General features: G+C 51.3%; 20 protein-coding genes. 13 read left to right on the top strand and 7 right to left on the bottom strand.

The window, feature by feature from the left end; genetic code table 11:
* The first annotated feature begins 9 nt into the window (after nt 1-9).
* The 6 genes from VB712_RS17540 to VB712_RS17515 all read left to right on the top strand — a co-directional run bounded on the left by VB712_RS17540 (nt 10) and on the right by VB712_RS17515 (nt 5,321).
* Nucleotides 10-462: a hypothetical protein gene (locus tag VB712_RS17540; RefSeq protein WP_323257082.1), complete on the top strand. Its 453-nt coding sequence runs from the start codon at nt 10-12 to the stop codon at nt 460-462.
* Nucleotides 463-513: 51 nt separating this feature from the next.
* Entirely contained in the window at nt 514-1,638 is a 1,125-nt protein-coding gene (tgt, locus tag VB712_RS17535) for a tRNA guanosine(34) transglycosylase Tgt (protein WP_323257081.1), read from the top strand.
* A gap of 82 nt (nt 1,639-1,720) precedes the next feature.
* Nucleotides 1,721-2,026, top strand: coding sequence for a hypothetical protein (locus VB712_RS17530; protein WP_323257079.1), 306 nt, complete (start codon nt 1,721-1,723; stop codon nt 2,024-2,026).
* A gap of 369 nt (nt 2,027-2,395) precedes the next feature.
* A complete protein-coding gene (locus tag VB712_RS17525) occupies nt 2,396-3,115 on the top strand; it encodes a hypothetical protein (RefSeq protein WP_416236386.1) in 720 nt (239 codons plus the stop codon).
* 11 nt (nt 3,116-3,126) lie between these two features.
* Nucleotides 3,127-4,323: a hypothetical protein gene (locus VB712_RS17520; protein ID WP_323257075.1), complete on the top strand. Its 1,197-nt coding sequence runs from the start codon at nt 3,127-3,129 to the stop codon at nt 4,321-4,323.
* Nucleotides 4,324-4,514: 191 nt separating this feature from the next.
* Nucleotides 4,515-5,321 carry a hypothetical protein gene (locus VB712_RS17515; RefSeq protein ID WP_323257073.1) on the top strand — a complete coding sequence of 269 codons (807 nt, stop codon included), beginning with the start codon at nt 4,515-4,517 and terminating at the stop codon, nt 5,319-5,321.
* 104 nt (nt 5,322-5,425) lie between these two features.
* On the opposite strand, the gene VB712_RS17510 is transcribed toward VB712_RS17515, so the two are convergent.
* Together VB712_RS17510 and VB712_RS17505 are read right to left on the bottom strand one after the other, a co-directional pair.
* Complete coding sequence (locus VB712_RS17510) at nt 5,426-5,809, bottom strand: hypothetical protein (protein WP_323257072.1); 384 nt, start codon at nt 5,807-5,809, stop codon at nt 5,426-5,428.
* A gap of 124 nt (nt 5,810-5,933) precedes the next feature.
* Entirely contained in the window at nt 5,934-7,139 is a 1,206-nt protein-coding gene (locus VB712_RS17505) for an aspartate aminotransferase (protein WP_323257070.1), read from the bottom strand.
* Nucleotides 7,140-7,279: 140 nt separating this feature from the next.
* Between VB712_RS17505 and VB712_RS17500 the strand changes: the two genes are divergently transcribed.
* From VB712_RS17500 to VB712_RS17480, 5 genes are all read left to right on the top strand, one after another.
* A complete protein-coding gene (locus VB712_RS17500) occupies nt 7,280-9,082 on the top strand; it encodes a proline--tRNA ligase (protein WP_323257069.1) in 1,803 nt (600 codons plus the stop codon).
* A 212-nt stretch (nt 9,083-9,294) separates the two neighbouring features.
* Nucleotides 9,295-9,918, top strand: a complete 624-nt coding sequence (locus VB712_RS17495) for an Npun_F5749 family FMN-dependent PPOX-type flavoprotein (protein ID WP_323257067.1) — start codon at nt 9,295-9,297, stop codon at nt 9,916-9,918.
* A complete protein-coding gene (locus VB712_RS17490) occupies nt 9,891-11,096 on the top strand; it encodes a nucleotidyltransferase family protein (protein WP_323257065.1) in 1,206 nt (401 codons plus the stop codon). Before VB712_RS17495 ends, VB712_RS17490 begins: the two co-directional genes overlap by 28 nt.
* A gap of 123 nt (nt 11,097-11,219) precedes the next feature.
* Nucleotides 11,220-11,981: an HAD family hydrolase gene (locus VB712_RS17485; RefSeq protein WP_323257063.1), complete on the top strand. Its 762-nt coding sequence runs from the start codon at nt 11,220-11,222 to the stop codon at nt 11,979-11,981.
* Nucleotides 11,968-13,179: an NAD(P)/FAD-dependent oxidoreductase gene (locus VB712_RS17480; protein ID WP_323257061.1), complete on the top strand. Its 1,212-nt coding sequence runs from the start codon at nt 11,968-11,970 to the stop codon at nt 13,177-13,179. The genes VB712_RS17485 and VB712_RS17480 overlap by 14 nt, the downstream gene beginning before the upstream one ends.
* A gap of 82 nt (nt 13,180-13,261) precedes the next feature.
* On the opposite strand, the gene VB712_RS17475 is transcribed toward VB712_RS17480, so the two are convergent.
* The 3 genes from VB712_RS17475 to VB712_RS17465 all read right to left on the bottom strand — a co-directional run bounded on the left by VB712_RS17475 (nt 13,262) and on the right by VB712_RS17465 (nt 14,505).
* Nucleotides 13,262-13,447, bottom strand: a complete 186-nt coding sequence (locus VB712_RS17475; RefSeq protein WP_323257059.1) for a chlorophyll a/b-binding protein — start codon at nt 13,445-13,447, stop codon at nt 13,262-13,264.
* A 48-nt stretch (nt 13,448-13,495) separates the two neighbouring features.
* The gene (locus VB712_RS17470; protein ID WP_323257057.1) at nt 13,496-13,828 is read right to left on the bottom strand and encodes a hypothetical protein; all 333 of its coding nucleotides are present in this window, start codon (nt 13,826-13,828) and stop codon (nt 13,496-13,498) included.
* A 359-nt stretch (nt 13,829-14,187) separates the two neighbouring features.
* A complete protein-coding gene (locus VB712_RS17465; protein WP_323257055.1) occupies nt 14,188-14,505 on the bottom strand; it encodes a hypothetical protein in 318 nt (105 codons plus the stop codon).
* Between the two features lie 81 nt (nt 14,506-14,586).
* Between VB712_RS17465 and folD the strand changes: the two genes are divergently transcribed.
* Together folD and VB712_RS17455 are read left to right on the top strand one after the other, a co-directional pair.
* Nucleotides 14,587-15,456 carry a bifunctional methylenetetrahydrofolate dehydrogenase/methenyltetrahydrofolate cyclohydrolase FolD gene (gene folD / locus VB712_RS17460; RefSeq protein WP_323257054.1) on the top strand — a complete coding sequence of 290 codons (870 nt, stop codon included), beginning with the start codon at nt 14,587-14,589 and terminating at the stop codon, nt 15,454-15,456.
* A 2-nt stretch (nt 15,457-15,458) separates the two neighbouring features.
* Nucleotides 15,459-16,559 carry a quinone-dependent dihydroorotate dehydrogenase gene (locus VB712_RS17455; protein ID WP_323257052.1) on the top strand — a complete coding sequence of 367 codons (1,101 nt, stop codon included), beginning with the start codon at nt 15,459-15,461 and terminating at the stop codon, nt 16,557-16,559.
* Nucleotides 16,560-16,612: 53 nt separating this feature from the next.
* Here VB712_RS17455 and VB712_RS17450 read toward each other — a convergent pair whose 3' ends face one another.
* Nucleotides 16,613-19,288 (bottom strand): chloride channel protein, encoded by a 2,676-nt coding sequence (locus tag VB712_RS17450; protein ID WP_323257050.1) that lies wholly within the window; start codon nt 19,286-19,288, stop codon nt 16,613-16,615.
* Between the two features lie 182 nt (nt 19,289-19,470).
* Entirely contained in the window at nt 19,471-22,803 is a 3,333-nt protein-coding gene (gene treS / locus VB712_RS17445; protein WP_323257048.1) for a maltose alpha-D-glucosyltransferase, read from the bottom strand.
* Between the last annotated feature and the right edge of the window lie 21 nt (nt 22,804-22,824).

The following is a 22,824-nucleotide window of genomic DNA, read 5'->3' as shown; positions in this document are numbered from 1 at the left end:
CGTTTCCCCATGACTCCTAATCAATTGCCTCACTCCCTGCCTGCTCCCTGCATTGTCGATACCGGCATTGTGGTGAACAAAGATGATATGCGTCGCCTCCTGTCCACCCTCGGCCGGGTCAGCTACATTCATTCCCTTGACTATGCAGTGCAAAGTGAGGGGGAAGGGTTTGTGCTCGACGTATTTACCGATCCCCAGCAGGCCACCCTAGTGGCCAACCATGGCCTCTACCTCAATGTCCAAAGTTTTGACTACCTCCATCTCCATCAATCCCCCAACTACGAGACCTATTATGATCTCGTCCAGGACAATCGTCTGCTGCGCTTGATTCCCCTCAGCAACCCCCTGCAAGAGGAAGTGACCGCCCAAAATTTGGATGAAGCGGCCCTAGAAGCTATGCTCAGTGAAGTATTGTCGGCAAAATGGGATGTACAAATTGATGATGATGACTGTCCATTTTAAGGCTTTAAGCCGGGTGGGTGAGGTGATTCGCGAGAGCGTACTGATCGCCCAATGACTACAGCCAAGCCCTTTGATCTGCACATTGATGCCACCTGTGGCCACACCCAAGCGCGGGCCGCTACATTCCACACCCCCCACGGGATTGTGGAAACCCCGCGTTTTATGCCTGTCGGTACGGCGGGTACGATTAAGGGTTTAACCCCGGCCCAGGTGGAAGCGACCCAAGCCCAAATGATTTTGGCCAATACCTACCATCTCCACCTCCAACCCGGTGAGGCGTTGATTGCGGCCGCTGGCGGTTTACACGCTTTTATGGGATGGAATCAGCCGATTTTGACGGATTCCGGCGGGTTTCAGGTGTTTAGCCTCACGGAATTGCGGAAACTGACGGAAGATGGCGTGACGTTCCGCTCCCCCCGTGATGGTCGCAAAATCCACATCACACCGGAGCGATCGATCCAGATCCAGAATGCTCTGGGGGCGGATGTGATTATGGCCTTTGATGAATGCCCGCCCTATCCCGCCACTTTGGCCCAGGTGGAGGCGGCAACGGCGCGAACCTATCGCTGGTTGGAGCGCTGTATTACGGCCCATGAGCGCCCGGCGGATCAGGCGTTGTTTGGCATTGTTCAGGGGGGAATTTATCCGGAGTTGCGGGTGGCGGCGGCGGCGCAGTTGATTGCGTTGGATTTGCCGGGCTATGCCATTGGGGGGGTGAGTGTGGGGGAGCCACCGGAGTTGATGTATCCGGTGGTGGAGGCGGTGGCCCCAATGTTGCCGGCCCATAAGCCCCGTTATCTCATGGGGGTGGGGACGCATCGGGAAATGGTGCGGGCGATCGCCGCTGGGATTGATCTCTTTGATTGTGTGATTCCCACCCGTTTCGGCCGTCATGGTACGGCGATGGTGGGGGGGAAGCGGCTTAATTTGAAAAATGCACCTTTTCGGGAGGATTTCACGCCCCTGGATCCCACTTGTCCCTGCTATTGCTGCACCCATTTCACGCGGGCCTATTTGCACCATTTGATCAAGTCTAAGGAAATGCTGGGCTATATTCTGCTTTCCCTCCATAATGTGACGGAGTTGGTGCGGTTTACCCAACGGATTCGGGCGGCAATTTTAGGCGATCGCTTTCTCGATGAGTTCGGCTCTTGGCTCACGGATGATCCGGCATAATTCAATTGTTAGCAATATTGGTATTGTCAGCCCCGTTTAAGATTAAAACATCTCTCTTAGCATTAATGCAAAATGATGAATCATGAATGATACAGAGATCATTTCCCAATTTATCAAGGTTGAACCAGGAGACGCTGAATTAAATATTTCTGTTTGTCACATCTCCTGGCCCCATCCCCATGAGCCGCAATCTGATTGGTCAATCGCTGCCACCATGCCGACAACATCCTCAGCCGAGGAAATTGATGGTCAAATTTTGGCAATTTTAGAAGACAAACGTTATTTTCAAGTTTGTCAGGATTGCCAACAGCGAAAACTTCGTGGTTGGATGCATGATAATCAAATTTGTCAAGGTTGTGCTGAACTCAATTATGGCATTATTTACTAACGCAATACTGCCCATTACCGGCCAATGCCATCAATTCGGCATCAGTCCAAACCTGAGATTGAGGGGCGATCGCCCCCCTTCTCCTTAGCCACTCTAACCCCGTTAACTCGCCCTGGCGGTGCTGTAGTCGTAGCGGATGCCCGCTTGCTTGATGTGGTTGATGGCTTTAGCGAACGACAAAACCAAGGTGCTCGGCTTCACGTCTACAGGCGGCAAAGACACGCAAGGGAATCTCGCGAGAAGTCATGCCTAATAATATGTGAGCTATGTTACAAAAATCCAAATAACACAACGATTCATTGACGGCATCTCTAAAATAAGCTATAATAATCAGGGCATAAATATAATTTTAACAAAAGGTTTTTGAATATGGGAGTGTGGGAACAACAAACAAAGCAAGCAAATCGGCATAGACAGATATGGTCAGAGTGTCAACAGTTCAATTTTTCTTCTGCCTTGCGAAGTGCAACTAATGAAGAGGAAGTCAAAGCAGCTTACATTAGAGAATTTTCTTTGCCAGTCAAGACTAAAGAAAGGCATGATTTATTAGTTAATAAAGTTCTATTTGAATTTAAGTATTCAGTTACTCTTACTGACACAAAAATTTCAGCAAAAGTTGTTGCACAAGCGGTATATTATATTAACCGCTTGTTCAAAAAAAATCGTTTGCATGAGGTTGAGTTTTTGGTGGTTGCTGACAAAGATGAAGCTAGACTTTTTGATATTACAGAATTTCAAATTTTCTACGAAAGTCATGAATATCAGTGGGATAATTTTCGTCCAAGTTCCCCTGATCCTAAGCTAATTAAAGCCATTAATAACTCTAAAATACTAGAATCTAACAGAGTTTACAATCTGGAGCTTGAAAATGATGTCCATCTTTTTTCAAGCCGTCTTTACAAAGTTTTGTTGCCTCCAAAAGATGTAAGTAATGTTGTCAAAAGTTTGCCGCAAAAACCTAATTTAATCAAAGCAAATTTTTTTATTATTTGCTTTGGATTAGCCATCACTCTTATATCAGGAGTATTTATTGCAAATCAGTATCGTTTTAGCCAAATAAGGCAATCATTTCCAGTTAACAATCAATGAGGTTTTTTGCAATGTCTAAATCAAAAAAAGATACAAAAATTCCAGATACCTTAATTAAGGTTGGCAAACAAGGCAATGTATATCAACAGAAACACTATAAAAAGGCGGAGAGGGCTTATGGCTCTACACAAAAAGTTTCGGAAACATATGAAGAAGTTATTTTAGATAGATCTGCAGCAGAGATCATTGATCAAATCAATAAACGAGTGAAAAGTCCTTATAACTCTTTGTATTGGGCAATTGCTGCAATAATACTTGTAGGAATTCTGCAACCAGTTTCTAATGTTCTTTCTACCATAGTGTTAATTGTTTTTTTCGTCATAACTTATGTAGTTTACCAGCAAGATATTAAACGAAAAACTACGCCGCTTTTCTATGAATTTTCAGATAACGATTCAGAGAAGAAGTTCAGTCATGAAATTGAACTTTTTGTCAATCTAGGTAAAACTCAAAGATCATGGCGATTGAAATCCAAAGTTTCTGTCAGTGATTGGAAAAGAAATGCCGGTTCTAATTCTGCATTAATTCGTCATATTGCAAAAATAGGTAAACAAGCCCCAAAACTACTTAAAACCAATGTAGAAGTTTGGGGTGTTGATGCTGGAAACATCAAATTTTACCTCCTTCCTGATCGTTTTTTCGTATTTCAAGATGGTATTTACAGTGCAATTCCTTACAACGAAATTAAAGTTTTTTTAGAAAAGCTCGAATATGTGGAGCAAGAATCATTGCCCAGTGATGCAACTGTTATTGGAAAAACATGGAAATATGTTCGCCGCGATGGTGGCCCGGATCGACGTTTTAAAAATAATCGTCAGCTTCCTATTGTGAAGTATGCAGTCGTTGGATTTGCTTCAGCGAATTTTACCGCTTACTTAATTGTTTCAAATTCTCGCATTGCTTCAGCATTTACCCAATCATTTGCTAAGGTTTTTTATCCATCTACTACTAATAAATCTATACCTAAATCAAAGATCGAATCTCCTTCATTACCAGTAGAAGACTCTTCAAAATATTTAGAACCTTTAATGAAGGCCGCATCTGAAGGCTCAGAGTTAACAACCAATCAAATTGCAAAATTGCTTGGTGTATCTAGTTCATTTATTACTAAAAATCCTGAAACTTTCGACTACGAAGGGTTTCGGCTTTCCCGTTCAGGTCGTTCAGGTCGGCAAATATCTTGGAGCGTTGAGTATATTGATAAATAGGTCAATACAGCCTGTTCGCCAATTGCTTAACACATTGCCCTCACCCTAAATCCCTCTCCCAGAGCGGGAGAGGGACTTTGAAAACCAATCAGATGATTTCTGAACAAGCTGTATCAATCAAGAGAAGATCCAGGATAATGGTGTTAATATCTAGGACAATTAGCTAAACTAGTTTGAGTTACGGTGATAATATGGATAAAGCGTCTATGAATGATGTCCCTCGAAATATGAGGCGAACAGGTATGCTACTTTTTCGCAATGCGTTCATGGAAGCGTTACAGGGTGACAAGCTCATGTGTGTAGTGCATGCGGCTCATGCAGCCGAAATTTTACTGAAAGCTCGAATAGCTCAAGAACATCCCCTTCTAATTTTCTCCAAACTACCAAAAGCCTCTTCTAATCAAGGTACTCTTACAATGGTAGATTTATTAGAAAAAGGTCGTACTTTATCATATGAGGAATTACCTGATCAACTATGGGCAACGACAGGAATTAAACTTGATAAAGCTGAACAATATAATAAATTTGGTAGACTTAGAAACCAACTTATTCACTTGGCAATGCCAACAAATAGTGAAAGAATGGATAAGTTAACAATACATTATTCTCTTGAGGTTTTAGACCCTTTAATCGAGAGATTTTGGGGAAGGTCAGTAATTGACTTTATAACAAAAGATCCTGATTATTATGCTAGCTTTGTACAAACGGGACTATTGGAAGATATTCTCAGAAATATCTTGGGAATAGATCAAATAGATCAGCGATTAAGACGATTATTGGGAAACAATAGCGAAAAGGCATGGAAGAAATTAAATGAACATCTGAATGGACAATATGAATTTGCAACTGATGAGGAATGGCAGAATTGGAATAATTCTAAAACCCATAAAGAGTTGAAAGCTGATTATGAGCATTGGCTAGCATTACAACCTAAAAATCAACAAACAATGCAAATGGAAGATCAAGATAACTGGAATGCGTTTCTTCAGTCTTTCTAGCAGTAGTGTGGGTATAAACTCTACTCAACTGCAAAAATTTTCATCGCTTCATGAATAATGCCATATTCATCATAAAGAGTGAGGGTTTGAGCCATGGTGAAAAATCATGAAATTGTGGCTAGTTCTCGATCATGATGGCGGATTTCTTGGTATAACGATTCTGCAATGCCTCGGTAGACCTGCTCAATCTCATCTCGTTTAACAACCCGGAAAAGTGTAAAAATAAATTGGTCAAAAATAGGATCTTCATCTACAGCCAGAATAACCCTTAATTTTTGTGAGACTCTTAAGGTAAAAACAGAAGATTCATATCCGCTCAAACCTGATGGTAAACAAATTCGCCGCAGTTTTCGATAGCCATTGGATTGATGTTCTGGGAAAAGAGCAGCACAATCATTAATTTTTTGAATGGCAATATTTCTTTCAGGATCACTGAGGCTTTTGAGATCTTTTTCAAAATCTTGGGTTGATTCAATTAAAACATCCATCACAAAAATCCCCCATTCTCTGACAAGCTACTAACATTGACCATATTTTAGCATGGCGATAAATGGCAAAGCCTCCTCAACAGGGAAACGAGAGGGGCGCGATCGCCCCCCTTCTCCTTACCCGTTAACTCACCCCGGCGGTGCTGTAGTCGTAGCGGATGCCCGCTTGCTTGAGGCGGCTGATGGCTTCACCGAGGCGATCGCAATCCGCAATTAGGCTCACCCGCACATAACCCTCACCCCCCGCACCAAAGGCACTGCCCGGCGTAACCACCACCCCCGTTTTTTGCAACAAATCCAGGGCAAAATCCGCCGAAGTCATCCCCACAGAACAAGGAATCCACAGGTACATCGTTGCCTTCGTCGGGGCCACCGACCAACCCAACTCTGCTAAACCCGCTAACAGGAAATCCCGCCGCTCTCGATAGCGTTGTTGTACCCGTTGCACATATTCATCGGGTAACTGTAACGCCGTTTGGGCCGCCGCTTGAATCGCGGAAAAAATGCCGTAGTCTAAATTGGTTTTTAGCGTCCGTAAGCCTTGGATAATTTCGCTCTTACCCACCGCAAACCCCACACGCCAACCGGCCATATTGTAGGTTTTAGAAAGGGTGTGAAATTCGACACCAATTTCTTTGCCGCCGGGAATTTCTAGCAAACTCGTCGGTTGATAACCATCAAAGGCCAATTCGGCATAACAGAGATCATGCACCAGCAAGATTTCATAATGGCGGGCAAAGTCTACCATTTCCTCGAAAAATTCACGGGGAGCGGTGGCCGCTGTCGGGTTGTTGGGATAGTTGAAATAGAGGAGTTTAGCGCGGCGGGCGACATCTTCGGGGATGGCTTGAATATCAATCAGCCAATTCCCTTCGGCGGATAATTCCATGGTTTGCAGATCCGCCCCAGCAATCAGCGGCCCCCGAAAATGGGCCGGATAGGCAGGACTGGGAACCAGTACCACATCCCCCGGATTGACATAGGCGAGGGCCAAATGGGTTAACCCCTCCTTTGACCCCAACAGCGGCAACGCCTCACTATCGGGATCGAGATCGACTTTGTAACAACGTTTGTACCATTCTGTGATCGCGTGGCGAAAATCCGCTGTACCTTCAAAGGGGGGATAACCATGGACAAGGGGATTTTCAAAGGCGGCGATCGCCGCATCAATCACCGGCCGGGGGGCCATCCCATCGGGATTGCCCATCCCTAAATCAATCAAATCCAGACCCTGCTCACGGGCGCGGGCTTTCAATTCATCTAAACGAGCAAAAACGTAGGGAGGCAGTGAACCCAAGCGATCCGCCGGGGCAATCCAATTTTCACGCATGGGAGGAAAAAGACAAGATTAACAAGCCGTTAAGAGGTTGATTCTAATCGGGTTTGCGGCCGGTGGCAAGGGGTTGGGGGTGCGTCCCTGACGTTCTGATATTCTAGGAAATGGCCCGTTATCACCGAAGGAACCTTGCCATGCGCCTCTCCCAGATGCTTTTCGTCACCCTCCGGGAATCCCCTGCTGAAGCGGTGATTCCCAGCCATCAACTCCTGCTCCGGGCGGGGTATATCCGGCGCATTGGCAGCGGGGTCTATAGTTATTTGCCGTTAATGTGGCGGGTGTTGCGGAAGGTGTCGCAAATTGTCCGGGAAGAAATGGATGCAACGGGGGCGCAGGAATGCCTATTGCCCCAACTACAACCGGCGGAACTGTGGCAGGAATCGGGACGCTGGGATACCTACACGAAGGCGGAAGGGATTATGTTTGCCTTTCAGGATCGCCAGGGTCGGGATGTGGCCATGGGCCCCACCCATGAGGAGGTGATCACGGCGATCGCCAAAGACATGATCCGCTCCTACCGCCAACTCCCCCAACACCTTTATCAAATTCAAAGCAAATTCCGCGACGAAATTCGCCCCCGGTTTGGGTTGATGCGGGGCCGGGAATTCATTATGAAGGATGGTTATTCTTTCCATGCTGATGCTGAGGATTTAAAGGCCACCTATGGGGCAATGGATCAGGCCTATCGCAATATGTTCCGCCGCTGTGGGGTGGAATTTGTGGCAGTGGAGGCGGATTCCGGGGCCATTGGCGGCTCCGGTTCTCAGGAATTTATGGTGATTGCCGATATTGGTGAGGATGAGATTCTCTACACCGCCGATGGTCACTATGCGGCCAATGTGGAAAAGGCGATCGCCATTCCCACCCCCGCCATTCCTTCCCCCTTCACCGCCTACGAAAAACGCTCTACCCCTAACACCCCCACCATTGCAACCTTAGCGGAATATGCCCAATGTTCCCCCAGCGCGATTTTAAAAAATGTGCTGTATCAAGTCACCTATGATACAGGCTTATTAGTTTTGCTATTGGTGAGTATTCGCGGCGATCAGGATGTGAATGATGTGAAGTTGTATAACGCGGCGGCGCGGTTGGCTCCGGAGTTGGGGGCCAGTACCGTTTTAGCCGTGGAAGTTCCCGATGCGGAAGCTCAGGGAAAATGGGCCGCTAAACCTTTGCCCTTAGGCTATATTGCCCCGGATTTAGGGGATGATTATATTGCCCATATGCCTTCGGTGCATCCCCACTTGATCCGCTGGGTGGATGAAACAGCGGTGGAATTGAAGCATTTTGTGACGGGGGCTAATGAGCCGGGTCATCACGTTTTTGGGGCCAATTGGGGGGAGCAGTTCACGTTACCAACAGTGGTAGATGTGCGCAAAGCGATGGCGGGGGATCAGGCTCTCCATGATCCTAACCAAACCCTGCTATCGGCACGGGGCATTGAGGTGGGCCATATTTTCCAACTCGGCACGAAATATTCCGCAGCGTTGGGGGCGACGTTTACCAATGAGGCGGGGGAAGAGTTGCCTCTGGTGATGGGTTGTTATGGTGTGGGGGTGTCCCGGTTGGCTCAGGCGGCGGTGGAGCAATGCCATGATGGGGATGGGATTATTTGGCCCGTGGCCATTGCCCCCTATACGGTGATCATTGTGATTCCCAATATGAACGATGGGGAGGCGATCGCCGCTGCCGAAAAACTCTACCAAGACCTAACAGCAGCGGGGATTGAAACCCTCTTAGATGACCGGAACGAGCGGGCGGGGGTGAAGTTTAAAGATGCGGATTTGATCGGTATTCCCTACCGGATTGTGACGGGGCGATCGCTCAAAGCGGGCAAAGTGGAAGTGGTGCAGCGGGCGACGAAAACCAGTGAAGAGATCCCCATTGATGCAGTGGTGGAGGTGATTCAGGGGTGGTATGAGGCAGCGGTGAGTTAGGGTTTCTTGCTTCGTTGTGAGGCTGACGATCCCCCCGGCTACGCCGACCCCCTTAAAAAGGGGGTGTACTCTTGAACCCCCCCTTAAAAAGCAGGGGGGGGATCCCTCCGTAAATATACGGATTCAAAACCAAGATGATTTGAGGATGACGATTGCCCCAGAATCGGTTAGGTTGGAGTCTGTGTGTTTACTGTCCATTTTTTTCAAGGCTTATGTCTATTGCGCCGTGGCGATCGCCCCTTGCCCGTGCTTTGCACCGTAACCGTGCTACTACCGATTCCCGCTATCTCCAACTGGCAACTGTCACCCCAGAGGGGCATCCCGCTAACCGCACCGTTGTCTTTCGGGGCTTCTATGGCGATACGGATCAGATTAAAATCATTAGCGATCGCCGCAGTGATAAAGTCCCCCAACTCCAGCATCACCCCTGGGCCGAACTTTGTTGGTATTTTGTCAAAACCCGTGAACAGTTCCGAATTTTTGGCAAAATCACCCTGATTGATGCCCAAGGGATAGATCCAAAACTACGCAGTGAACGCCAAGTGACTTGGCAAAATATTTCCGATCCGGCCCGCGCTCAATTTGGTTGGCCTGCTCCCAAACACCCCTTAGAATCGGTGCAATCTGCCCAGGAGAAAGCGATCGCTGATGGACAAACCCCAGTGGAAGACCATCACGCCCCCATCGCCCTCGACCCCACCAACCCCCCGGCTAATTTTTGTCTGTTGTTGCTCGAACCCCAACGGGTGGATCATTTAGAATTGGGCGATCCCCACCTTCGTTATCTTTACGAGCACACCGCAGCAACATGGCACAGCCAACCCGTCAATCCCTAGGCGATCGCTCCCTTGCCTTTGCCCTTTTGCGGGATTGTTGCCAAATACCATGGGGAAAAAAAAATGGCCAGTGGACAACGCCAAGCATCCAGATCAAGAGTGGCTTTCCCTGGGATATTTTAATCGAATTAGCCCAATGGCATGGCGTGCTACCCTTGGCCTACCATGGCCTCAAGCAACATTACTGGCCCAAAATTCCCCCCGCCATCCAACAACAATTAACCACCCTTTTTCACCAACAACTGCAACGCAACGCCCAACTATTACTGACGGTGAAACAGTTGCTCCCGGCTTTGGCTGCGGAAGGATTACCGATTCTTCCCATTAAAGGCGTACTGTTTGCCCTCTCGGTCTATGGCAACCTCACCCAACGACGGGTGCGCGATCTAGATCTGCTCGTCGATCCTGAAAAATTACCGGCGGTCTATGGTGCATTGCAGCGCCAAGGCTACCGAGAGCGAGAATGCCTCTCCCCCGCCCAACAGGCCCGCCGCTGGGCTACCCATTATGAAATGCTTCTGGAAAACCCCGCTACAGGGATACAAATTGATCTCCATTGGCGGCTTGTGCCTGCCTATTTCGGTTGTCAGATTCCCGTGGCGCACCTTTGGGAACGGGCGCAAGGGGAAACCCATCAGGGGATTACATTCTATCAATGCGCCCCGGAGGATCTGCTGTTGATCCTCTGTTTGAATGGGGCGAAAGATGGCTGGTTGGAGTTGCAGCGGGTTTGTGATCTGGTGGCCTGTTTGCAGCAATATCCCGATTTAGCTTGGGGGCAGTTGTGGCAACGGTGTCAGGAGTACGAAGGGGAACGAGTTCTATTAATGGGGTTGGCCATGGCCCGCACCCTGTTTACCATCGAGTTGCCCCCCTGGTTAATGGCAGAAATGGAGGGCGATCGCACCGTGGCCCATCTCAGTAGCCAAATCTGCCAACAACTTAAGAGCGGCCTTTGCCTCACCCCTTCAGTGGTAGAGCAGGATTTATTCCCCCTCCAACTGCAACGGGGTTGGGGTAGTCGGGGGCGATCGCTCCTCACCCTCCTCCTCCCCATTAATGAGCGCGATCTCGCTTGGATTGCCCTCCCGCCTTGGCTTGATTGGCTTTACTATCCCCTCCGGATTCTCCGCCTTTTGGCTAAGTATCCCCTGTGGTGGATAAAGCGTGAGAAGTAGGCAGTGGGAAGATCTAGGGGCGTTGGCGTAAGCCTGCCGGAGGCACAAAAATTTTTCGCCCCTAGGCATTGAGGGGAAAGTGCTAAAATCCAGAGCATCGGGCCCAGGCAAATCACCAAAACCATGAGCTTCCCTCAAGCATTGATTTTTGATGTGGATGGCACGTTAGCGGAAACCGAGCGCGACGGCCACCGCGTCGCCTTTAATGCCGCCTTTGCGGAAGCGGGCCTCGATTGGGAATGGTCAATTACTGAATACCGAGATTTATTAGCCATTGGCGGCGGTAAAGAGCGGATTCACTACTATTGGCAAACCGTGAAAGCCGATACCCCCATCCCCGATCCCCCGGAGGCCTTTATCGCCCGCCTCCATCGCCATAAAAGTGAGCATTATGGCAAATTGTTGGCGACAGGTAAAATTCAATTACGGCCAGGGGTGAGGCGGTTGATCACCGAAGCACGGGCCTTGGGGATGAGGCTGGCGATCGCCACCACCAGCGCCCTACCCAATGCCCTCGCCCTCCTGGAAAATCACCTCGATCCCGCCTGGTTTGAAGTGATCGCCGCTGGGGATATTGTCCGCCGCAAAAAGCCCGCCCCGGATATTTATCGCTACGTCCTCCAGGCCTTAGATTTACCCCCCACAGCCTGTTTAGTCTTGGAAGATTCCGCCCCCGGATTAACCGCCGCCACTGCTGCCGGGTTAAAAACCGTGATTACCGAAAACGACTACACCCATGGCGATGATTTTCGTGCTGCTGTTTTGGTGGTGAATCATTTGGGGGAGCCGGATCAGCCCCTAGCGGTACGGCAGGGGAAAGCCCTTGGCTCCTATTTTGATCTGGCTTGGGCTAAGACTTTAGGCAAAAACTATGGCCCCGGTTGAAATTGCTGTGATTGGCGGCGGGGCAGCGGGTTTTTTTGGCGCAATTACCGCTGCTGAGGCGAATCCCCAGGCGCGGGTGACGCTGTTTGAGGCGGCGGCGGAACCCTTGGCAAAGGTGCGCATTTCCGGCGGTGGTCGCTGTAATGTCACCCATCACTGTTTTGATCCTGCCCAATTGGTGCAGCATTATCCCCGGGGGGGGCGGGCGTTGCGGGGGGCCTTTAGTCGGTTTCAGCCCCAGGATACGATCCGCTGGTTTGGCGATCGCCACATCCCCCTCAAAACCGAAGCCGATGGCCGGATGTTCCCCACCACTGACGATTCTGCAACGATTGTGGATTGTTTAATCCGTGCGGCCCAACGGGCGGGGGTGGTGATCCGCAATAAAACCCCCGTGCGCCACATTGAACCGGGTTGGCGGTTGGGGTTAAAGGAGGGGGATTGGCGGGGGGATGCTGTCTTGATCGCCACCGGCAGCAGTCCCCTCGGTTATCGTTGGGTGGAAACTTTGGGCCATACCCTGATTCCCCCAGTGCCTTCGCTATTTACGTTTAAGGTGAGCGATCGCCGCCTTGCCGGACTCGCGGGGGTGAGCGTTCCCACGGCGATGCTCCAACTGGGGACGGGAAAAACGAAATTACAACAAACCGGCCCGTTATTAATCACCCATTGGGGCCTGAGTGGCCCTGCTGTGCTCAAACTTTCCGCTTGGGGGGCGCGTCTCCTCCACGATGCCGGTTATCAAATGCCGCTGATGATCAACTGGTGTCCGGGGGAAAATCTCGAAACGGTTCTCGCGCTCCTCAACAAGACCAAACAGGAACACCCCAAGCGCAAACTCAGCACCGCCTGCCCCGTTCCCCTGCCGAAACGCCTCTGGCAGAGTTTGTTAACCGCTAGCGTCACTGACCCCGATCAACCCTGGGCAACGGTGGCGAAGGGGGATTTACGGGCGATCGCCCTTCAACTCACCCAAGGGGCATACAGCATTACGGGTAAAGGAATTTTTAAGGAAGAATTTGTCACCTGTGGCGGTGTGAGTTTAAAGGAAATCGACTTTAAAACCATGGCCAGCCGCATCCATCCCGGCCTTTATTTTGCCGGGGAAGTTCTCGATATTGACGGCATAACCGGGGGGTTTAATTTTCAAAATGCCTGGACGACGGGTTGGCTGGCGGGTCGGGCGATGGCGGGTTAGCCCTCATCCCCCAGCCTCTTCTCCCCAAGCGGGCGAAGGGGAGCCAGATTCAAAGTCCCTCTCCCAACCAGGGTGAGGGGATTCAGCGCAGCCCTAGCCAGGTGAATAGGTCTTGATGGGTAACAATTTCTAAAACCATTAAAATCGCAAACCCAATCATCGCAAAGCGGCCATTGATGCGCTCGGCATAGGCATTAAACCCAAAGGTGGGCAGGGGTTCGGTTTCGGGTTCGGGGGTGATGGGATTTTCTTCGGGTTCGGCGGTCATGGTGGGGATGCTGGTTCAATTCGAGTCTAGTCTAGGGCAAAAAGGCGGTTAATTTAAGAGGCTGCTATTTTCCTGACGACAATCGCGGATCATCAGCCGAATACTTTCCGGGAGATCCTGGCCATTGTCCACTTGACGATAAATTTCTTGATATTGCTCGTAATTGTAACGTTGGGTAATTTTTTGATAGGTACAGGCACAGACCGATCGCACCTCAGCCCCTCTACCGCTGGCACAACTATTGACAAAACTCTCTCGCTCACTAGCAGGATAGGAAGCCGCTGTCGCTTCCGTGGTGGTTTGGGCGGTCGTCAGTTGGGGGTGGATGAGGGCGATCGCCACTCCCGCTAGGAGCATTAACAAAAAAGTGGGATATTTCATAGGACAACCACAGGAATCACAAAAACACTCGGTATTTTCTCTGACGTAGAAAAATTAAACAAGTTCACAACCGGAGGGTTAAAGCTTAAAAATTTAACCCCTTCTTTTCCTTGCAAGCCGAATCACCATAGATCGGGATACGGGGAAATTTTGCGCGGGTTTGCTTAAAATGGCCGAGTTACCCCGATCCTAACGAAAGATTTAGCGGATGTGTAGGGGCAAAAATTGTGCTAATGCAGAATCCGGTTATCCAAGAGATGGGCATAGAGACGTAGGCGCGAAACATTTTTGTGCCTCCGGCAGGCTTACGCCAACGCCTCTACACTGATCAACGCTACAACCAGATTGCATCTCACTCCTCACTTCTCAATCTTTTGGCGATCTAGCTCCTGAATATACACCTCCCCCATGCCCTCAATACCAATGTCCTCATAGACAACTTCCCCCTGAACCATGAGGCGATCGCCCACAGCGGGCAATTCCCCCCGCGTTAATACCCAAATCTGACCCGAACGATCCGCCACCGCATAGGCTCCCCCCTCTAGAAATGCCGCTTGTTGCGTCACCTCCCCCTCTAAACGCACCGATTGGCCAGCGTCTTGGGCTTCAATGTGGCTAATTTGGCCACCAATACCGAGGCGATCGGCAATCACCCCACAGCCGGTTAATCCCCCCAAAACTAAAGCAAGTATAAGAAGTTTTCCGTTTACCATCGGTTTCTCGTACAATCCAGAACTTAGCCCCACCTTTATCATGCTATGACGCAGACCCTAGATGGCAAAGCTCTTGCTGAAAAAATTCAAACTCAACTCACTGCCCAAGTTACGGAAGGCCTGACCCAATGGGGGCGGCCCCCTGGTTTAGCGGTGCTGATGGTGGGGGATAATCCTGCCAGCGCTGCCTATGTGCGCAACAAGGAGCGGGCCTGTACCAAAGTGGGGATCGCCTCCTTTGGCCACCATTTTCCCGCCCAGACCTCCCAAGCCGAATTAATCGCAGTGATCCATGAACTCAACGCCGACGATCGCGTTGATGGCATTCTCGTTCAATTACCCTTGCCCCCCCACCTCAATGCCGTCGCCCTCCTCCATGAAATTGACCCCGACAAAGATGCTGATGGCCTCCATCCCCTCAATATGGGGCGATTGATGCGGGATGAACAGGGCCTCCGCAGTTGCACGCCTGCGGGGGTGATGCGATTGCTGAAGGAATATGAGATTCCCTTGATGGGTAAAGATGCGTTAGTGATGGGCCGCAGCATTTTAGTGGGGAAACCTATGGCCCTGATGTTATTGGCCGCCGATGCCACAGTACAAATTGCCCACCATAAAACCCAAGACCTGGCCCGTTTAACCCGTGGGGCGGATATTCTCGTTTCGGCGGTGGGTAAGCCGGGCTTGATTACCGCTGAGATGGTGAAGCCGGGGGCGGTGGTGGTGGATGTGGGGATTAATCGGGTAGTGAATTTGGATACGGGGAAAGCTCGCCTGGTGGGGGATGTGGACTATGAATCGGTTGCCCCCCTAGCCAGCGCGATTACCCCTGTACCAGGGGGTATTGGCCCAATGACTGTGGCGATGTTGTTAGAAAATACGGTGTTGAGTTATCAGCAACGGTTGGGGGGTTAGGGATGGATTGGTATCGCCATGGCCTGCGACCATTGTTGTTTTCTGGGGTGTTGGGGGATGCGGAACACCTCCATAACCAAAGTTTGGCCCTGATGGCTTGGTTGGATCGCACCCGTCCCGCTGGCCTGATTGCTCAGATCGATCGCCTCTGTACGTTGCGCGATCCTCGCCTTGCTCAAACCCTTTGGGGGGTGGAGTTCCCGAACCCGGTGGGGTTGGCGGCGGGGTTTGATAAGGATGGGGTGGCGGCGGGGCTGTGGGAATCGTTGGGGTTTGGGTTTGCGGAGTTGGGGACGGTGACGTACCACGCTCAACCGGGCAATCCTCAACCCCGTTTATTCCGGTTGGTGCGCGATCGCGCCGTCCTCAATCGCATGGGGTTCAATAACGAGGGGAGCGATCGCCTCCAAACCCGGTTAGCCCAACGCCAAACCCCGATCCACATCCCCATCGGCATTAATTTGGGGAAATCGAAAATCACCCCCTTACCAGAAGCAGCGGCGGATTATCTGGGCAGCTTTGAACGGTTAAAGGCTTGGGGGGATTATTTTGTCGTCAATGTCAGTTCTCCCAATACACCAGGATTGCGATCGCTCCAAGCCCGCGACCAACTGGCCCCCATCCTCGCCACGCTCCAGGAGGCGAATCCTGAACAAAAACCGCTCTTGGTGAAAATTGCCCCCGATTTAACGAATGAGGAGATTTTAACGGTGGTGGCCCTCGCTCAGGAGTACGGCCTAGCGGGGATTATCGCCACCAACACCACGATTCGCCGCGATGGGCTACAAACCCCAGGCATGGTGGCGGAAGCGGGGGGAGTGAGTGGGGAGCCGGTGCGATCGCGCTCTACGGCGGTGATTCGTTTACTCTGGCAAGCGACGGGCGGCACCATCCCAATCATCGGTGTAGGGGGCATTTTCACCGCCGAAGATGCCTGGGAAAAAATCACCGCCGGAGCCAGTCTGATCCAGGTTTATACCGGCTGGGTCTATGGGGGGCCGTTAATGGTGCGGCAAGTTTTAACCGGGTTATTGGCAAAGTTAACCGCTGGGGGTTTTCCTAACCTCAAGGCTGCGGTTGGTTCGTTGGGGGATAAGGAATAGGCAATAGGCAAGATTAGTTTTGCTTCCCCACTTCATCCTTCATCCTTCATCCTTCATCCTTCCCCTCCCTCCCCCGCCCGCAGGAGGATCACCGTGGCCTCGGTTTGGGAGGCGATCGCCTCCGGGATATTGCCATGGATCACCTGTTGAATCATCCCCTCCCGACTCGCTCCCACAATAATCAAAGGACAAGCCTCCCGTTGGGCGAATTGGGTTACAGATTCCACCACATCCGTAGAGCGCAATAATAGGGGGGTAATCTCACAATCTAGATGGGTTTGTAAATCCTGAGCTAGGGCCTTGAGCCTTCGGCCACTGAAGGATTTCCGATGGGGCGGAATGACTTGGGCGAGGAAAATTTGGGCCGGGGTTTGCAGTTGGATTAAGGCTGGGAGGTAATGGAGAGCGCGGCGAATATTTGGCCCCCCAGACATGGGAATTAACCAATGGGAATGCTCCGCCATACTGGGATAATTCTGGGATAATGTGCCAAATTTAATTAACATCACCTCACAACTGGCCCGCTGTACCAACGTATCCACCACATCGCCAAAAATCCGCCCCGGTGTACTCGTTGACCCCTTCCAACCGAGGATGAGCCGATCAATGTGGCGATCGCGAATCGTCTCTAAAATCCCTTGGGCGGTATCTTGGGCTAGGCGGATTTGACTGTGGAGCGAAACCACCGAGGTTAAGGATTCAGCCATCGCCATCATTTCCCCTAAAAACTGATATTCTCGCCCCCAATCCACCCGCGCCTGAGCCGGGGGCGTATGGCGGGGAACCGGCTTAATGAGTAGACATTCCAACTCATAGCCCTCCTGAAGGGCGATCGCCCCCGCAATTTTCAACAAACTCGGAGCCGTCTCCGGATTCGCCAACGGCAACAAAATCCGCCCCTTCCCCACCGCCGGCCCCCGCGTTTGGTACACCACATAGGAAGGCTGGCGCGGCATCCCTGGGGTGGATTTCCCCTGTAAATGGCTTGCCGTCGCATGGATCAAATCACTGCGGGTAATAATCCCCAACAGTTTACGCCCCTCCGTCACCGGCAAATGGGAAACCTGATAGCGATCCATCAAATACATCACATCCCCCACCGGCAACAACGGCGGCACTGTCACCGGCCCCGCCGTCATCATTTCCCGTACCAACTGATCCGGATCCAAACTATTCAACCGCGCCAAATTTTGCTCCGTCACCATCCCCACCAATTCCCCCTCATCCACCACCGGAAAACCATGGTGTAACGATTCCCCCACCACACCATAGACATCCCCCACCCGCATCGTTGCCAGGAGCGTTTCCACCTTACGCTGCATCACATCCACCGCCTGTAAATCCGTCAAGATCTCCCGCTTACTGGTTTCATCCTTGAGATCAATACCGCTCACGCCCAAAAGATGCTGATACAGGGAGCCAGATTTTAACGTTTCCGCCACCCCATAGGCTGCCACGGTGCTAATCATTAAAGGCAGCACCAATTGAAAATCCATCGTCAGTTCAAAAACAATCACAATGGCGGTAATGGGAACCCTGGCCACAGCGGTAAAAAAGGCCCCCATCCCCACCAACGCATAGGTCACCCTTGCATCCACTCCCCCCAAAATGACCGCCAATTCCCCCACCCAATACCCCAAAGCCGAACCTAATACCATAGCCGGAGAAAAGAGGCCCCCCGGTGCGCCGGAACTGTAAGCAAGGATGGTTAGGCAAAAATGAATCGTAAAAATTAATAGGGTTTGCTCCCAACCCACGCCCCCAGCAATGAGGAAATCCCGCAGGCCGGCATTATTGAGCAGTGTCGGGGGCGAAAAGGCAATCACCGCCCCGGAGATTAACCCCACCACCCCCATACGCCAGGCGAGGGGCGAGCCGCCCAGGGGATACCTGCGCCACCGTTGATGAAAGGCTAAACTCGCTAAAATTCCCTGATTAAAAGCCACCCCTAAAAGGCCGGCTAAGGTTCCCAGTAGAAGAAACAAGGGGATCTCACCTGTAGTGAAGTGGTGATATTGGTTAACTGCTAGCATCGCTGGGGGTAGGTTTAAACCCGCTGAACCCAAGAGGCGGGAGACCACCGAGCCGGTGAAGGAGGCGAGGATGGCGGTTTCGAGGGTTAAGCCGGACATATCCCGCGATAGTTCCTCGATGACGAATAAGACCCCGGCAATGGGGGTATTAAACCCGGCGGCTAGCCCGGCGGCGGCTCCGGCGGCGATCATTTGGCGGCGGTGCTGGGGGGAGGTGGGAACCCATTGGCTGAGTTGGGCAGCGAGGGCGGCTCCGATGTGGACGGTGGGGCCGCGTCGGCCCAAGGTGAGGCCCGCACCCAGGATCAAAATCGTTCCCAACATTTTTACCACTGCCACCCGCAGCGATAGCAGCACTGGAAATTCTGCTAGGGCGGCCTTCACTTGGGGAATACCGCCCCCTTTGGCATCGGGGGCCCAGGTTTCCACGAGCCACCCGGCGAGCCAACAGAGGGCAAAGCTAAACAGGGGTAAGCTGAGGGGCCACCGGCCGGCCAGTTGGGGCAAGGTGGTGATCAGTTGGAGGCGAAAGTTGCCGACCATCCCAATACCTTCTTTGAGGATGAGGGCGGCGATCGCCGAAATACACCCAATTAAGCAGGCTTCGAGGAGGGCATAGTGATCACTGGTGACGTAGGAGCCAAAATGCTGCCGCGCTAGCCAGGTCTGAAGTCCTGCGGGTAAGTACCGCTTCATCACAACAGGGGAATGGAGGATTGGGCCTTTCAGAATAACCCGAAAGGGGCGCGGTGCTCCGGAGCAAAGTGTTGTCTGGAGAGAACTAAAGTCCTTACTACAAACGCTCGTAGTAACGACTTTAGTCGTTATCCCAGAGTATCCAAAGTGAGATGCACCCCATCTTTTCGCCCCTCCATCCCTTAATCCAGCAATTGCAAAATCCGTTGCAGCGTTAGTTCAATCCAATCGGGGCGATATTCCAGATTGTCGCTTAACTCCTGGAGGGCTTTTTCTAGGAGATAACTGTCGAGGATCACTTGGCATTCCTGCTCTGTGGTGGGGAGGAAATGGCCCGGTGCAGCGGTGGTGAGGTAGTGGTGAAGGAACGTTAAACTCACCCAGCGATACCAATAATCGGCCCATTGCTCCATATAACCTTGTTGTTCGGGGCGAATTAAGCCGCTATTTAATTCTTGCCGTAACCCAATGCTGACGGCGTAGTAGAAGGATTGCAGCATTCCCGCTACATCCCGGAGGGGCGATCGCTTCATCCGCCGTTCACTCATCGGGCGGCTACTTTCCCCTTTGAAGTCAATCATCACGAAGTCTTTGCCAGTATAGAGGACTTGCCCTAGGTGGTAATCCCCATGGCAGCGCGATCGCATTGCGGTGATTTTTTGGTTTAACACCCGTTGGAAGCGATCCAAAATTTGATCCTGGCGGTTGAGCGTGGTTTGAATCAGGGGTTGGAGGGGTTCGGGGAATTGGTTGAGCCGTTTCTTGAGGGTTAACATCACCTGCCCTGCGAGGTTGCGGCTGTATTGATAGATGGAGCGTTGATAGAAGGACGTGAAGGGTTCGGGAGCAAAGGCGGGTTCTCGCTGATCGTTTGCCAAGGCTAAATGGAGTTCCGCTGTGCGTTGGCCCAGGAGTTCGATGGAACCGAGGTAGGAGCCAAGGCGATCGTAGACAATTTCCGGGATTTCAATCCCTTGGGCGGTGGCAATAGTGGGGTCGGGAAATTCGAGATCACTAATCGGCGTTTGATTCACCAACACCTGCTCAAAATAATCCCGCAGGCGATCTAGGCTATAGTTCCAAGCTAACGTCGTATCCGGCACATAACCCCGCAAAATCCCCACACTCATGGCCGGCTGGTTGGGGCGGCGGTATTCCAATGCGCCATAGGTGGGGGAAATCAGATCCGATTGTCGTTCGGTGAGGAATTGGCTCATTTCCAAATCGGGGTTGATCGTGTCCTCTAAATTGCGATAGAGCTTGAGCATCAGTTGATCGCCGTAGACGATCGCACTATTATCCTGTTCGCCCCGATAGAGGTGAGGTTCTAGGGACATAGCCCCTAGATCGAGGGTTTTGATGGCGGCGGTGGTGGTGGCCACTAATTGCCCCTCGTTGCCTTTGTAGCGGCGTTTTTTGGCGATCGCCTCCAACAATACCGGCAAAAAGCTCGGCTCAAACAGCGCATCAATGAGCCAGCCTTTGGCGACGGATTCTTTCCCCTTCGTTTTCGTTGTTGAGATCACCTCAATTTCAGCGATCGCCCCTTCTCCCTGTTCCGGCTCCACCATCCCAAACGTTAAGGGCAGAGAATAACATTCCGGCAGACCTTCCGTATATTCCACCTTCAACACCACCATCAAAATCTCTTGATTGCGGCTATTAATCGGAATCGTATCTAAAACATTCACCCCCTGAATCGTGCGCTGGCTGCCCTGAAACCAGGGGCAGGTGAGCAAATAACGGCTCAATAAACCATCGAGCACAGGTTTAAATTCCGCTTGGGTGAGGAGATTTTGCCATTGCCCCGGTACTTCCAACGTGGGCGGCTCGTAGGCCCGTTGGGCGGGCCCTTGGAGCACCTCCGCTGGTTGCAATAGGAACCAATAAAAAGCATGGGGGGCAATACTGAGGAAATAGGGTGCTCTATCCACCGCTGGGAAGGGGTTGCGACCGAAAATTTCCACAGGAATCATGCCGTGAAAGGCGGTGAGATCCAACTCCACCGACTGGACAAACCGCGATAAATTGGCCACGACTAAAATATGCTCACCGCCATAGGTGCGGGTGAAGGCTAGCACCTTACGGTTTTCGGGATAAAGTAGCTCAAACGTCCCCCGGCCAAAGGCTTTAAACCGCGCCCGCACCGCCAGCAACCGCTTCATCCACCACCAGAGGGAGGAAGTATTCGCCCGCTGGGCCTCCACATTCACTGCTTCGTAGTGGTATTCAGAATCGAGGACGACGGGGAGATAAAGGCGGTGGGGGTTGGCGCGGCTGAATCCAGCATTGCGATCGGCGCTCCATTGCATCGGTGTGCGCACACCATCGCGATCGCCCAGATAAATATTATCCCCCATCCCCAATTCATCGCCGTAATATAAAACAGGCGTACCGGGCAGGGACATGAGCAGGCCATTCATTAACTCTATTTGGCGGCGATCGTTCCCCAACAGGGGCGCTAAACGGCGACGAATCCCCAAATTAATCCGGGCTTGGGGATCTTGGGCATAGGTGCGATACATATAATCCCGGTCTTCATCACTGACCATTTCCAGCGTTAGCTCATCATGGTTGCGTAAAAATAACGCCCATTGGCAATTATCGGGAATGGCCGGGGTCTGTTTGAGAATGTCTGCAATGGGAAAACTATCCTCCATCCGTAGGGACATAAACAGGCGCGGCATCAGGGGGAAATGAAAATTCATGTGGCATTCATCCCCCTGGCCGTAGTAGGTGGCGGCATCTTCGGGCCATTGGTTGGCTTCCGCCAGAAGCATGATATTGCTATATTTTTCATCCACATGGCTGCGGAGCCGTTTCAAAAAGGCATGGGTTTCCGGCAGGTTTTCGCAGTTGGTATCGTCTTGCTCGTAAAGGTAAGGCACTGCATCCATGCGCAAGCCATCGACACCCATTTCAATCCAAAAATCCACCACATCAAACACCGCCTGCTGTACCGCTGGGTTGCGGTAGTTAATATCGGGCTGGTGGGAGTAAAAACGATGCCAATAATAGGACTTCGCCACGGGATCCCAAGCCCAATTGGAGGTTTCAAAATCTTGAAAAATAATCCGCACATCGGGGAAGCGATCGGGGGTCTCGCTCCACACATAGAAATCCCGTTCGGAGCTACCGGGGGGAGCCTGGCGGGCCCGCTGGAACCAGGGATGCTGATCGGAGGTGTGGTTAACGATCAGTTCAATAATCACCCGAATGCCGCGAGCGTGGGATTCGTTGAGAAATTCTTGAAAGTCTTCTAAGCCGCCGTAGATGGGGTTAACAGAAAGATAATCAGCAATATCATAGCCATCATCCCGCAGGGGTGAGGGGAAAAAGGGCAAGATCCAAATGGCGGTAATGCCTAAATCCTGTAAATAATCGAGCTTTTCCATCAGACCGCGAAAGTCGCCAATGCCGTCCCCATTGCTATCAGCAAAGGATTTAACGGGAACTTCGTAAATAACCGCATCTTTAAACCAGAGGGGATCATCATTGAGGTGAGTCGTTTGCATCGTAGCCAGGGGTAAAGGGGG

The organism is Spirulina sp. CCNP1310 (assembly GCF_034932185.1).
In the GTDB taxonomy this organism is placed as follows: domain Bacteria; phylum Cyanobacteriota; class Cyanobacteriia; order Cyanobacteriales; family Spirulinaceae; genus Spirulina.
The sequence above is the reverse complement of the archived record's forward strand: the minus strand, read 5'-3'. Positions and strand labels throughout refer to the sequence as shown.